Genomic DNA, 12,343 nt, shown 5'->3' with positions numbered 1-12,343 from the left:
TATAACGCCGCCCTCTGTCACACCCCTCATGTCCGCCTCAAGCGCGGTCTTTCACGACTCACTCATGACGCTTCGCATTCACAACACGCTCACGCGTGCGCTGGAGAAATTTTCGCCGCTCGAACCTGGCCATGTCCGCATGTACGTGTGCGGCATGACCGTGTACGACTTGTGCCATTTGGGCCACGCCCGTTCGATGGTCGCGTTTGACGTGGTGCAGCGCTGGCTCAAAGCCAGCGGCTACCGCGTGACCTACGTGCGCAACATCACCGACATTGACGACAAGATCATCAAACGCTCGCTGGAAAACGGCGAAACCGTGCGTGGCCTGACCGATCGCATGATTGATGCTTTGCACCAAGATGCGGATGCTTTGGGCATCGAGCGCCCCACGCACGAGCCCCGCGCCATGGACTATGTGCCGCAAATGCTTGCCATGATTGGCACTTTGCAAGACAAAGGCTTGGCCTACCAAGCCAGCAATGGCGATGTGAATTACGCCGTGCGTAAGTTTCCAGGCTACGGCAAGTTGTCCGGCAAGTCGCTGGACGAGTTGCAAGCGGGCGAGCGCGTGGCCGTCGACGATGGCAAGCAAGACCCGCTGGACTTTGTGCTGTGGAAGTCAGCAAAGACCAGCGAGCCCGACGAAGTGAAATGGGCCAGCCCTTTTGGCGCAGGCCGCCCCGGCTGGCACATCGAGTGCTCGGCCATGAGCTGCGAGATGTTGGGCCAGAGCTTTGACATCCACGGTGGTGGCGCGGACTTGCAGTTCCCACACCACGAAAACGAAATTGCCCAAAGCGAAGGCGCAACAGGTCACAAGATGGCCAGCGTGTGGATGCACAACGGTTTCATCAACGTGGACAACGAAAAAATGTCCAAGAGCTTGGGCAACTTCTTCACCATCCGTGATGTGCTCAAAGAATTTGACGCCGAAACCGTGCGTTTCTTTGTGGTGCGCAGCCACTACCGCAGCCAGCTCAATTACAGCGACGTGCATTTGAACGACGCTCGTGGTGCCTTGAAACGCTTGTACACCGCGTTGGGCACGGTCACGCCCGATGCCGTGACGATTGATTGGGCCGAGCCCCATGCCGCACGCTTCAAAGCTGCCATGGACGAAGACTTTGGCACGCCTGAGGCTGTGGCCGTGTTGTTTGAACTGGCCAGCGAAGTCAACCGCACGCAGTCGGCGCAGACCGCTGGCTTGATGAAAGCCTTGGGCGGCGTGTTGGGCTTGTTGCAAGACGACCCCAAAGCCTTTGCCCAAGCCGGTGCAGGGGTCGACGAAGAAGCCATTCAGGCCCAAATCGCCGCCCGCGCAGCCGCCAAAGCTGCCAAGAACTTTGCCGAGGCTGACCGCATTCGCCAAGCCTTGGCTGCCGAGGGCATCGTGCTCAAAGATTCGCCTACCGGCACCACCTGGGAGCGTGGCTGAGCATGGCCGTGATCGAAAAAATCACCATTGCCACCCCCGAGTATTGGGCGGAGGCTTGCAAGCACCTGATGAAAAAAGATCGGGTGATGAAGCGCCTGATTCCTCAGTTTGGGGAGGCTTCGCTGCAGTCCCGAGGCGACGCGTTCGTCACCTTGGCGCGCAGCATCGTGGGTCAGCAAATTTCGGTCAAAGCGGCTCAAACTGTGTGGGACCGCTTTGCCTTGTTACCCCGCAAAATCACCCCCACCAATGTGCTCAAGCTCAAGGTGGACGACATGCGGGCGGCTGGCTTGTCGGCGCGCAAGGTGGAGTATTTGGTCGACTTGGCGCTGCATTTTGACAATGGCGCCTTGCACGTTAAAAAATGGTCCGAAATGGACGACGAGGCCATCATTGATGAACTGGTGGCCATTCGCGGCATCGGCCGTTGGACGGCTGAGATGTTTTTGATCTTTCACCTCATGCGGCCCAATGTGTTGCCGCTGGATGATGTGGGTTTGATCAATGGCATCAGCCACAACTATTTTTCGGGCGAATCTGTCAGTCGCAACGAAGCACGCGAGGTCGCCGCTGCGTGGGCCCCGTATCGCAGCGTGGCGACTTGGTATATTTGGCGCTCGCTAGACCCGCTGCCCGTTGAATATTGAGCAGCTAAGGAGTATTGAATTTGGCTAAGAAAACTTTCCTCGACTTTGAACAACCGATTGCCGAACTTGAAGGCAAGATCGACGAGTTGCGCTATGTGCAAAGTGAGTCGGCGGTCGACATCTCGCAGGAGATCGAGCAGCTCAGCAAGAAAAGCTTGCAGCTGACCAAGGACATTTACAGCGACCTCACGCCTTGGCAGATCACCAAGATCGCGCGCCACGCGGAGCGTCCGTACACGTTGGATTACATCAACGACATCTTCACCGACTTTGTGGAGTTGCACGGCGACCGTCACTTTGCCGATGACTTGAGCATCGTGGGTGGTTTGGCCCGTTTCAACGGCAATGCTTGCATGGTTTTGGGTCATCAAAAAGGTCGCGACACCAAAGAACGTGCTGCGCGTAACTTTGGCATGAGCCGACCCGAGGGCTATCGCAAAGCCTTGCGTTTGATGAAGACGGCCGAGAAGTTCAAGCTGCCCGTGTTCACCTTTGTCGACACGCCTGGCGCTTACCCCGGCATCGACGCCGAAGAGCGCAGCCAGTCTGAAGCCATTGGACGCAACATTTTTGAAATGGCACAGCTCGAAGTGCCCATCATCACCACCATCATTGGTGAAGGTGGCTCGGGCGGCGCGTTGGCCATCAGCGTGGCGGACCAAGTGTTGATGCTGCAGTACTCGGTGTACTCGGTCATCAGCCCTGAAGGCTGTGCTTCGATTTTGTGGAAAACCTCGGACCGCGCCGAAGACGCTGCAGAAGCCCTAGGCATCACTGCGCACCGTCTGAAAGCCTTGGGCTTGATCGACAAAATCGTCAACGAACCCGTGGGTGGCGCACACCGCGACCCCAAACAAATGGCGGCACAGCTCAAGCGCGGCTTGAACGATGCATGGCGCCAAGTGACCGACATGAAGGTCAAAGAGTTGCTCGACAAGCGTTACGAGCGTTTGCAAAGCTATGGCCGGTTCACCGACACCAAAGCTGAACGCTAATTTTCCATCGCTGGACGCGTTCCAGCACTTAGGCCCCTTTGCCGTCGCGCTCAGCGGCGGGGCCGATTCCACCGCCATGCTGATCGCCTGCGCCACACACTGGCCGGGGCGCGTTCATGCCGTTCATGTGCACCACGGTTTGCAGGCGGCGGCGGATGGGTTTGTTCAGCATTGCGAAGCCTTGTGCCAACGCTTTGATGTGCCGCTGGTGGTGCAACGCGTGAATGCTGCCCATGCCGTGGGTGAAAGCCCCGAAAACGCAGCGCGCCAAGCGCGCTACACCGCCTTCGCCAATGCCTTGCAGCAGAACTGGGGCGGCCACATCAAAGACATGGTGTTGGCGCAACACGCGGATGACCAAGTCGAAACCTTGTTGTTGGCCTTGTCGCGCGGTGCGGGCTTGCCGGGTTTGGCCAGCATGCCCGCGCTTGCTGACCGAGGCGGCGTGACCTACCACCGTCCTTGGTTGGATGTGCCGGGGCAGGCTCTGCGTGACGCCTTGCAAGCCGCGGGTGAAGTGTGGGTGGATGACCCCACCAACACCGACACCCGTTTCACCCGCAACCGCATTCGCATCGATGTGTTGCCTGTGTTGGCGCGCGCGTTTCCGGCGTTTCGTCAAACCTTTGCGCGCAGTGCCCGACACGCGGCGCAGGCGCAAACCTTGTTGACCGAACTGGCCGAGGAAGATTTGCAAACCGTGGGGCAGCCGCCTGCGATTCGTGCCTTGCAGCTGCTCAGCGAGGCGCGGCAGTCGAATGTGTTGCGCCATTGGTTGACGTTGGAGGGCACGCAAGCCAGTGCCGCGCAAATGCAAGCCTTGTTGCGGCAAGTCAAAGCTTGCACCACACGCGGGCACCAGATTGACATCAAGGTGGGCCATGGCTTTGTGCGGCGCGATGGGGCTGTGTTGCGTTGCTACAATCTTTAGCTTTTGCCTGACATAACAACCCTTTTCCACGCAATATGGCATTGATCGTTCACAAATACGGCGGCACGTCGATGGGCTCAACAGAGCGCATTCGCAACGTCGCCAAGCGCGTGGCCAAATGGGCCCGTGCTGGCCACCAAATGGTGGTCGTCCCCTCCGCAATGAGCGGTGAAACCAATCGCTTGTTGGCCTTGGCCAAAGAGCTGGCGCCGTCCAAAGCTGACACCGCCTACAACCGCGAACTCGACATGCTGGCCTCCACAGGCGAGCAAGCTTCGTCTGCGTTGTTGGCCATCGCATTGCAAGCCGAAGGCCAGCCTTCGGTCAGTTATGCAGGTTGGCAAGTGCCCATCCGTACCAACAACGCTTACACCAAAGCCCGCATTGAGTCGATTGACGATGCGCGTGTGCGTGCCGATTTGGACGCGGGTCGCGTGGTCATCATCACTGGCTTTCAGGGCAAAGACGATGAAGACAACATCACCACCTTGGGCCGTGGCGGATCAGATACCTCAGCTGTGGCCGTCGCTGCTGCACTGAAAGCCCATGAGTGCTTGATTTACACCGACGTGGATGGCGTGTACACGACCGATCCGCGTGTGGTGCCTGAAGCGCGCCGTTTGCAAACCGTCAGTTTCGAAGAAATGATGGAAATGGCTTCTTTGGGGAGCAAAGTGTTGCAAATTCGCTCGGTGGAATTTGCTGGTAAATACAAGGTGCCGCTGCGCGTGTTGTCCAGCTTCACTGCGTGGGACATTGACATCAACGAAGAAGCCAAATCAGGCACGTTGATCACCTTTGAGGAAGACGAAAAAATGGAACAAGCAATCGTATCGGGCATCGCATTCAACCGCGATGAGGCCAAAATTTCTGTGGTCGGTGTGCCCGACAAACCCGGTATTGCCTACCAAATCTTGGGTGCTGTGGCCGATGCCAACATCGAAGTCGACATGATCATCCAAAACATCAGCAAAGATGGCAAAACGGATTTCAGCTTCACCGTGCACCGCAATGACTACGCTCGCACCACCGATTTGCTCAAAGAAAAAGTGTTGCCAGCCTTGGGTGCCAGCGATGTGCAGGGCGACACCAAGATTTGCAAAGTGTCGATCGTGGGCATTGGGATGCGCAGCCATGTGGGCGTGGCCAGCAAGATGTTCCGCTCGTTGAGCGAAGAGGGCATCAACATCCAAATGATCTCCACTTCCGAAATCAAGACCTCGGTCGTGATTGACGAAAAATACATGGAACTCGCGGTGCGCGCACTGCACAAAGCTTTCGATTTGGATCAGCCGAGCGCCTAAGCTCAGCTATAATCTGAGTCTGCTGGAAACGTGACCGAGTGGCCGAAGGTGCTCCCCTGCTAAGGGAGTATGGGGTGTAGAGCCTCATCGAGGGTTCGAATCCCTCCGTTTCCGCCAAGCTATATAAATCAAGGACTTAGATAAGTTTTTACTAAATTCTGACTTGTACCTTGACGCACTCAACTGCTTACAAATACCCATCAAAACTCACTTCCCTGTGGGTTTTTGGTGGGTTTTTTGTTTTGGGGCTTTTCTGTGGAGCTTGATGACTATTTAAAAGAGTTGCGCACCCAGTTTCCGGGGCAGTCTGTGTTGTTCACAGGCGACATTGTAAAAATTTTGGGAAAAACAAAAAGATCTATCGAAGGTCTGATTGCCCGCGGTGCTTTGCCGTTCAAGATCCAAAAACTTGGCGGTCGTTGGTGTGTTGCTTTGCTTGATGTCGCCCACTGGTTGTATTCGGGTGAGCAAGTCTCAAAAGAATCAATCTCAGTTCAGCCTGAGGCAAGTTCAAAACTACGCAAGCAGCCTGCTAGTACTAGACTCAGTAGGCGATTAAGTGTCAGGGCCGAGCTTGCAAAATTAGAAAGAGCCAGAACTTTCCAAGCCATGTGCAATCGCCTTTCGCTGCTCAGCAGTACCGATGAGCGGGAATTCGTTGCTGAGATGCTCAGTGATGCATATCCAAGAGAAGTTTTGAACCCGCCTTACGTCAGCGATCATGATTATTGGTACAGAGTGGAAGAGGCTGAATCGATTGATGATCAGCTTCTTGTCATGCGAACTAGCCACTTTCTTGGCGTACCTGCTAGCCCAAATGCCGCGGCATTCATGAACACAAGCACCGCTGTTTTGATAACTTTCAATCTCGGTAGCAAAGTCATCGCACATGCGTATCGACTGGGCAAAATGAAGTGGAAGTTTTCTACAAACTTCCCCAACGCTTCGCTGCACAACGAATGATTCAAGGCCTTAGTCAGCCAGGAGCGGCCCGCTTGATAAACCACTGGGAGCTTAGGATAGTTCTCATTGCAATGACTTGCAGCAGATGTTCGAGGCTGCTGCTGCATTCCTTATCCTAAAAGCTCGGCAATGCCCTCGTCCGTTGGCTTGTAAATTCCTTGATGTACCTCAATCCATTTTGAACTCTTAATAGTTGCTAGCAATCGTCTTGCTGACATGTCGCGTGCTGAGTCTGTCTTCCCTGTCAATAAGCCTGCATCTAAAGCCTTGACCTTCCATGTCGCAAACGAAAGAGATATCGGGCTGAGTTCGCCAGTCTCTGGATTAGCTTCGAAAAAAAGTTCAAGTGCGGATCGCGGCCTTGTAACAGTCGCAGGTTTCAAACTTGAGAGTGTCAAAGCTCCGCCGTTAACTCTCTCAAGCCAGACGGGGTGCATTAAGTCTGGTGGAAGCGAGTTAGCTTTCGTCACTTGCATTCGCACAAAACGGTGTCGTTGCAGATCATCTATTCGAAAATCTTTAGCCTCCCTGGGAGTCATTACTCGCATTAAGACTTCTAATCTGAAGGCGTCGGTGATAGCGCCGCTACCTCTGCTGGCGTGAGAGCCAACTTCTTGCTGATATTGGACTGACTTAGCCGCGTGACTTATGACGATATATTCCTTATCGTGAATTGGCAGAACTAGATTTTTGAGAATCGGTTCGAATCGAGCGCCAACAGGCAAGATGCCTTTTTTCACCACATATGGATGAAATAGAGGGACGTCGACGCAGCGCGCTAGAACTCGCAAGATGTCGTCCCTATCTGAGCAATCTTTTTTGCTGCCGTGCTCTGGAATGAAGTTGTCGTGAACTTTGATCTTCTTGATTTGTGGCGTGTGACCAAGAAGATCTTTTCTAAGCCATCTTGCAGCATCAGAGAAGTTTTTTGCGCGTTCCATCTTGATGATGAGGTCAATCATTGATCCTCCTCTCACGTAGCACGAACAATTAAACCTGTCATCATCTTTGTACACACGAAAAGATGGTTTTTCGTCCGCGTGACTTGGAATAGGGCAATGTACTTTTCGCTGCATTGCTCGTTCATCCACTCCGAGTAGTTCGAGAATTTCTGGAGTGCGACCAATGATCTCTTTGGTGATGTCAAACTTTCTCATCGCAGCCATCCCATTTCTTTGGCGTAGATACACTGAAGTCTGTAGCTCGTTACGTGCAATTCACTCAGCAGCGGCATTACCTTGCGAACCTCTAATTGCCAAAAATTGCTAACTGGCTCAAGTATTCTGTGAGTGCGATAGTCGTCGAACCAGCCAATTGCAGCTGTGAATTCGGTTCTGAAATGTCCGAGCAAGTGCTTGTAGTGCGTAAGCGGGCGAGCGCGGATTAGGACTTTCTGCATTCAGCGCCCCGCTGATCGCCATGTTTTCTAAGCCTCGACCAAAGCCCCAGTCGTAATCTTTTATTGTCATATGTTCCCTTTTTGTGAAGGCCTTTCTGCACGATGCGAAAGGTCCTTCTGATGTAATCGCTTGTGGCTAATTTTTTTTAAGGGTGTGTCCGAAAATATTTTTCCATTCAAGTCACCAGGTTGGCTTCGTACCATCTGGTGCGACGGGGCCTGACAAAAGCTCAACAACAACACACTTAAGAAGTGTGTTGTTGTTGAGCTTTCGTTTGGGTCTTCGGGAAGAAAGGAGTTAGGCCAGTTGGCATGGATCAGCTGATTTGCTCTCATGCGAAACGCTGGTAGTCAGTAAGTAGCTGTGGGGCGCACTTGCTGTGGTTTAGCGTTTGGGCTGATTCGGCTTCCTCTTTAATAAAAGGGGATTTGTTTTTCCGGCAAAATGCCGTACAATCTTGGTGAAATTAGGAGAAATGTCATGACTGCTAGAGCTGTTGTTGCACCGCGCTCATTCAAAGCTCAGTCCGCTCGACTGGAGGCTCGGATTAGCCAAGATTTACATATGACTGTGAAACGTGCAGCTGAGATACAAGGTCGAACCATGACTGACTTTGTCGTACATGCGTTGCAGATAGCCGCCAGTAGCGCAATTGCCCAGTCTGATCAGGTGCGTTTGTCTGTCGTGGATCAAGAAACGTTTGCTAATGCGTTGATAGCGCCTGCAAAGCCAAATGCAGCCCTCAAGCGTGCTTTTGCTAAAGCTAGCAAGCTTTTGGCGGCGTAAGTTTGGCTGAAGTCAGCCACCCAATGGCACATAAATTTTCTGTTACCGCGCTGGATTCTGCTAGTGACCGGTCAATATTTGACAGTGGTTCTGAACCCTTGGATCGATATTTCCGAACTCAGGTAAGTCAAGATATCAAGCGCCGAGTGACAGCTTGTTTTGTTGCCACTGCTATGCATGGGCAAATCGCTGGTTACTACACACTTGCCTCAGCTAGTGTTGTGTTGGCTGACCTGCCCGAAGCCACCGTTAAAAAACTTCCTCGCTATCCCAGCGTGCCTGCGGTCCGCATGGGGCGGCTGGCCGTAGATAAGTCTTTTAAAGGCCAAGGTCTTGGCGCCGCCTTGTTGGCTGATGCATTGCACAGAGCTGCCACTGCAGAAATTGCAGCATATGCGTTTGTTGTGGATGCCAAAGATGCTACAGCGGCAAATTTTTATGCGCATCACGGGTTCGTAGCGCTGCCTCAACAACCACTATTTATGTTTTTACCGCTCGCTATGGTGAAGAGCTTGATTAAGTAGCAGCTATGCATCCGTAAGTAGGTGATCCGCAACTCGAAAATTACAGAGTGATTTCGCGACAAAAGTTAACCTTACGAAGGCTTATCGCGACAAGTCCAGACATGAGCTGTTCAGTAGATTTGAAAACACGACATTGAGTTTTGTGAGTACTTGTTTTGCTTGTAGAAGACCCTTACGAAAGCAGATATCGCCTGACGACAAACCTCATTGCTACACCAGAGATCAAAGTACTTAGGTGTAAAACTGATTGTAGGTAATAGTCTGCAAAAGGCTGCGAGCGGTCGTTTGCCAACTTAAGCTCAATTCAAACAACCGGCCCCAAAGCGGTCGGTGGGCACGATTGAGGGCAGACGTTCAACGTGCGAGGCGAGGTGGGTCGCCTTGCCGTCGGTCCGACCTCGCAGGAGGGGTTAGGCGCCAGCAAGGCCAAAGTAAGCGGCAACAGCTTTGGCCACTGCCGTGGCGGCCACCTCAATGCCAACGCCAGTAGCGCCGGATGCAGCTTTGCCAGCAAGGCGCCCAATCCATGTGCCAGCGGTCGTCTTTCGTTCCTCATCGCTGGACGCGGCAAGTGCACGTTCCAAGTCTTCCTTTAGTCCCAATGTGTCCGATTCAGTGAGACCTAGTTCGAACAGTCGGGCTTGGAGTGACTGCCATTCGCCCTGACGAACAACTACTGTCGAGGACTGTATGAACCCTGAACTAGCGTTGGCGATATTGCCAACGTTGCCTGTGATGTTTGTGTTGAAGATCTGAGTCATTTTCTCGGGACTTAATGGGGGCTGGCTTCCGATTGGGAGTTCACCTGCGTTCGGGGCCTCTCGCTCAAGATCGATTGCAAAGCCAAGAACTCTTGTCTTCACAGAGTCCATCAAACGAACGACCGCCCCGATCGGTATCTCTTTCCATGCCGCAATGCACTGCATATGCGGTGTGAGCTTGGATGCATGGTGGATCGCTAGCGCAACTGGCCAAGGCTCCTGGACGCTGCCGGACTTCCCTCCCTCTATCAATGCAGTATATGCACTGATACTGTTGCCCATGTAAGCGTTTTGGTATTGCTCCTGAATCTCCTTGGGTAGAACCGAAACGGGAATTTGCAACTTGCCGGCCTGCTGAAATGCGCCTACGAAAGTGCCGTAAGAGTCCGCCCGCACAACGCGATAGTCCGGCAGTTCATCGACTGTGGGGTAGCCATTGAGTTCGAGATCCACCCAGTGTGCGAACTCTTGATGCGAGATTCTCGCCGCCAAGAGTTTGCACATGCGGAGCATGGTCGGGATATCCGAATTCTGGGCGATTGAAGCGGCTTGTATGTCGTGAATAAGTGACATCTGAGGCCTAATGTTTGAGCAGAACAGAAACTCGCAATGCACGCGAACGCACTAGTGCGTCCGCGTTGACGACACATTTATTTTGCATGGCTGTCGTGCTCCTGAATGGCTTGACGATACATAAACGCGTAATGATGTGCGGCAGTTGCAGGAGCATCACCGAGGGGCAATTGTTGAACGGCATCCGAGCGCAAACGGTTGTACAGGAAAGCACTGCTCTTGCGAAGGAGTCTCATTCTCGGAATGTTCATGACTCGCTCTTCGTCAAGGTGAGCGACGAACTTGTTGCGATAACGGAGAACGGATCTCACGACTGCGCGATACTCCTTGTCCGTCACTTGAAGGGCGGCGTAGAGATCCTTTAAAAATGCGCTGTGATCTGCAACTACCCGCCTCCAGTGATGTTTGCTTTTGCGATCGGCAAAGAGCTTGCACCAATCGAGGACCGCAACGTCGAGGGCGTTCGCGTTTGCGCCAATCCAGAATTGACGCGAAATGCGCAGCGCCCCATGTTGCCACCCGGCTCGATAGAACGCAATGTTTCGCAGACAGTGACAGCAAAGAAGGGCCACGCGGCGCACGCGCTCCGGGTGTTCCATGTGACCTAACCTAATGTAGACCGTACAAGCCTGCAGCCTAAAACCGAGAGCATCGGTCTGGCTTGGCGGATCCCGTACGCCCATTTTTTTGATATCAAAGCAATTTTTCCCATTTGCTATTTGGTGTCGTCCTCTAGAAAGCCCGACAAACGCTGCTGCAGACTAATGAATGTAGCACTGCATACCCATCCCCCAAAAAGGGCATCCAATGTCCGATTATGGGAAGACTCTTGGAAGTCAGCTTTTGGCCGATGGCTGCAGTTCAACTTGCAACGGTCGATGACTGCATCCGCTGCAATCTGGTCGCTCGGCTGAGACGAGCGACCGAATAGTCTGTGCAGCAATTAGAAGAACGTAGGCGAGTCGCTATGTGCCACTTGTTTTTTGACGTTTGATCTTCGCGCCGAGATACTGTGCACTCTGTAGCTTAGGACGTTGTACTTACTAAGTAGAGCTGGTACCGACAAACCTTCAAGCTGCCAAAACGGCTGCGCACCGAACTGTATGCGATGAGTTCTTGTGTCGTCGAAGAAGCCGATTTCGGCAACGTACTTATCAGTGCCATCTGCTTTGTACACGTCGCAATAGCCGAAGCGGCTCGACTCTCTATCAAAAAAGATGCGGCGCGTTAACTCACCACAGAGTGGCATCAATGCGTGAAATAGCTTATCGACGCCTTCACCTGACGGTCCAAATTCTTGATCCTCTGGATATTGAAATTCCGGGTCACGCGTGTGTCTACTGAAGTCCCAAGCGTTGACGTACCAACGCAGCACATCTGCCTGAATCCTCGATGCATCAACAGTTGGACCATCTTGCAAATTCCAGCACGAGCGAGTGCTATCCCAGCTCATTTTTCCCTTGTAAAACGTTCCTTTAAGCCTTGGAAACATGACTAAGAACGCTTCTTTGGTCATGAAAATTTGATCTTCTCCCCCATAGCTTTTTGCAATTCTGAATATTTCTTGAACAGCAAATGCAGGCGAACGAGGATTCGGACTAGGGGCGGAGAGGGCTTCATCGATCGCGATCATCTCAATATTTGCAGAATTGCCCCACTCGGCGGCGTCTAAGGTATCTTTACTTTTAGGCATGTGAACTCCATTTGTTACGGCCATGGCGCAACATGCGCGAGGTCCATGGAGGTGTATTCGCCGTCTTTTCCCTGCTTTATAGGGTGTAGCTGAATCGCCCCGCATTTCGAGGAGGCCAGTTGGTTTAAGTTAACACTTCGGTGTTGGCCTTCTCAGCGAGTTGCCGATAGTAGTTGGCCTCAGCCTCGGCAGGTGGAATATACCCAATCGACTCCAGCAGTCGGTGGTGGTTGAACCATGACACCCATTCAAGGGTTGCCAATTCCACAGACTCCTTCGTTTTCCAAGGCGCACGGCGGTGAATCAATTCGGCCTTGTACAACCCGTT

The 12,343-nt window shown here is 53.1% G+C and carries 13 protein-coding genes and 1 tRNA gene; 9 read left to right on the top strand and 5 right to left on the bottom strand.

Annotated elements, in window-relative coordinates; genetic code table 11:
• Positions 1–64: 64 nt before the first annotated feature.
• The 7 genes from cysS (at position 65) to C5F52_RS22395 (ending at position 6,278) form a co-directional block, all read left to right on the top strand.
• A complete protein-coding gene (gene cysS / locus C5F52_RS22425) occupies positions 65–1,438 on the top strand; it encodes a cysteine--tRNA ligase (RefSeq protein WP_104800589.1) in 1,374 nt (457 codons plus the stop codon).
• A gap of 2 nt (positions 1,439–1,440) precedes the next feature.
• Complete coding sequence (locus C5F52_RS22420) at positions 1,441–2,085, top strand: DNA-3-methyladenine glycosylase (protein WP_104800588.1); 645 nt, start codon at positions 1,441–1,443, stop codon at positions 2,083–2,085.
• 20 nt (positions 2,086–2,105) lie between these two features.
• Complete coding sequence (locus C5F52_RS22415) at positions 2,106–3,080, top strand: acetyl-CoA carboxylase carboxyltransferase subunit alpha (protein ID WP_104800736.1); 975 nt, start codon at positions 2,106–2,108, stop codon at positions 3,078–3,080.
• Entirely contained in the window at positions 3,046–4,011 is a 966-nt protein-coding gene (gene tilS, locus C5F52_RS22410; RefSeq protein WP_104800587.1) for a tRNA lysidine(34) synthetase TilS, read from the top strand. The genes C5F52_RS22415 and tilS overlap by 35 nt, the downstream gene beginning before the upstream one ends.
• Positions 4,012–4,046: 35 nt before the next feature.
• The gene (locus C5F52_RS22405) at positions 4,047–5,315 is read left to right on the top strand and encodes an aspartate kinase (RefSeq protein ID WP_104800586.1); all 1,269 of its coding nucleotides are present in this window, start codon (positions 4,047–4,049) and stop codon (positions 5,313–5,315) included.
• A gap of 24 nt (positions 5,316–5,339) precedes the next feature.
• Positions 5,340–5,432, top strand: a tRNA-Ser gene (locus tag C5F52_RS22400).
• Positions 5,433–5,570: 138 nt separating this feature from the next.
• Positions 5,571–6,278, top strand: a complete 708-nt coding sequence (locus tag C5F52_RS22395; protein ID WP_104800585.1) for a hypothetical protein — start codon at positions 5,571–5,573, stop codon at positions 6,276–6,278.
• Between the two features lie 110 nt (positions 6,279–6,388).
• Here C5F52_RS22395 and C5F52_RS22390 read toward each other — a convergent pair whose 3' ends face one another.
• Complete coding sequence (locus tag C5F52_RS22390; protein ID WP_161499751.1) at positions 6,389–7,240, bottom strand: hypothetical protein; 852 nt, start codon at positions 7,238–7,240, stop codon at positions 6,389–6,391.
• Positions 7,241–8,158: 918 nt separating this feature from the next.
• Here C5F52_RS22390 and C5F52_RS22380 point away from each other — a divergent pair.
• Both C5F52_RS22380 and C5F52_RS22375 read left to right on the top strand, forming a co-directional pair.
• Positions 8,159–8,464 carry a DUF1778 domain-containing protein gene (locus C5F52_RS22380; RefSeq protein ID WP_104800735.1) on the top strand — a complete coding sequence of 102 codons (306 nt, stop codon included), beginning with the start codon at positions 8,159–8,161 and terminating at the stop codon, positions 8,462–8,464.
• 23 nt (positions 8,465–8,487) lie between these two features.
• A complete protein-coding gene (locus C5F52_RS22375) occupies positions 8,488–8,988 on the top strand; it encodes a GNAT family N-acetyltransferase (protein ID WP_104800582.1) in 501 nt (166 codons plus the stop codon).
• Between the two features lie 410 nt (positions 8,989–9,398).
• On the opposite strand, the gene C5F52_RS22370 is transcribed toward C5F52_RS22375, so the two are convergent.
• From C5F52_RS22370 to C5F52_RS22355, 4 genes are all read right to left on the bottom strand, one after another.
• A complete protein-coding gene (locus tag C5F52_RS22370; RefSeq protein ID WP_104800581.1) occupies positions 9,399–10,322 on the bottom strand; it encodes a hypothetical protein in 924 nt (307 codons plus the stop codon).
• 77 nt (positions 10,323–10,399) lie between these two features.
• Positions 10,400–10,921 (bottom strand): hypothetical protein, encoded by a 522-nt coding sequence (locus C5F52_RS22365; RefSeq protein ID WP_146100141.1) that lies wholly within the window; start codon positions 10,919–10,921, stop codon positions 10,400–10,402.
• A gap of 344 nt (positions 10,922–11,265) precedes the next feature.
• Positions 11,266–12,015 (bottom strand): hypothetical protein, encoded by a 750-nt coding sequence (locus C5F52_RS22360; RefSeq protein ID WP_104800579.1) that lies wholly within the window; start codon positions 12,013–12,015, stop codon positions 11,266–11,268.
• Between the two features lie 124 nt (positions 12,016–12,139).
• Positions 12,140–12,343, bottom strand: a 204-nt coding sequence (locus tag C5F52_RS22355; protein WP_146100140.1) for an IS3 family transposase, incomplete at its 5' end; no start/stop codon positions are given.

This window comes from Limnohabitans sp. TS-CS-82, from assembly GCF_002943475.1.
This window is presented reverse-complemented; position numbering and strand designations above follow the sequence as displayed.

Excerpts from the sequence above, each read along its gene's own strand:
- C5F52_RS22365 (WP_146100141.1), bottom strand. The coding sequence starts at position 10,921 with ATGGAACACCCGGAGCGCGTGCGCCGCGTGGCCCTTCTTTGCTGTCAC.
- C5F52_RS22375 (WP_104800582.1), top strand. The coding sequence starts at position 8,488 with ATGGCACATAAATTTTCTGTTACCGCGCTGGATTCTGCTAGTGACCGG.
- C5F52_RS22420 (WP_104800588.1), top strand. The coding sequence starts at position 1,441 with ATGGCCGTGATCGAAAAAATCACCATTGCCACCCCCGAGTATTGGGCG.
- C5F52_RS22380 (WP_104800735.1), top strand. The coding sequence starts at position 8,159 with ATGACTGCTAGAGCTGTTGTTGCACCGCGCTCATTCAAAGCTCAGTCC.
- tilS (WP_104800587.1), top strand. The coding sequence starts at position 3,046 with ATGGCCGGTTCACCGACACCAAAGCTGAACGCTAATTTTCCATCGCTG.
- C5F52_RS22390 (WP_161499751.1), bottom strand. The coding sequence starts at position 7,240 with ATGATTGACCTCATCATCAAGATGGAACGCGCAAAAAACTTCTCTGAT.
- cysS (WP_104800589.1), top strand. The coding sequence starts at position 65 with ATGACGCTTCGCATTCACAACACGCTCACGCGTGCGCTGGAGAAATTT.
- C5F52_RS22405 (WP_104800586.1), top strand. The coding sequence starts at position 4,047 with ATGGCATTGATCGTTCACAAATACGGCGGCACGTCGATGGGCTCAACA.
- C5F52_RS22370 (WP_104800581.1), bottom strand. The coding sequence starts at position 10,322 with ATGTCACTTATTCACGACATACAAGCCGCTTCAATCGCCCAGAATTCG.
- C5F52_RS22360 (WP_104800579.1), bottom strand. The coding sequence starts at position 12,015 with ATGCCTAAAAGTAAAGATACCTTAGACGCCGCCGAGTGGGGCAATTCT.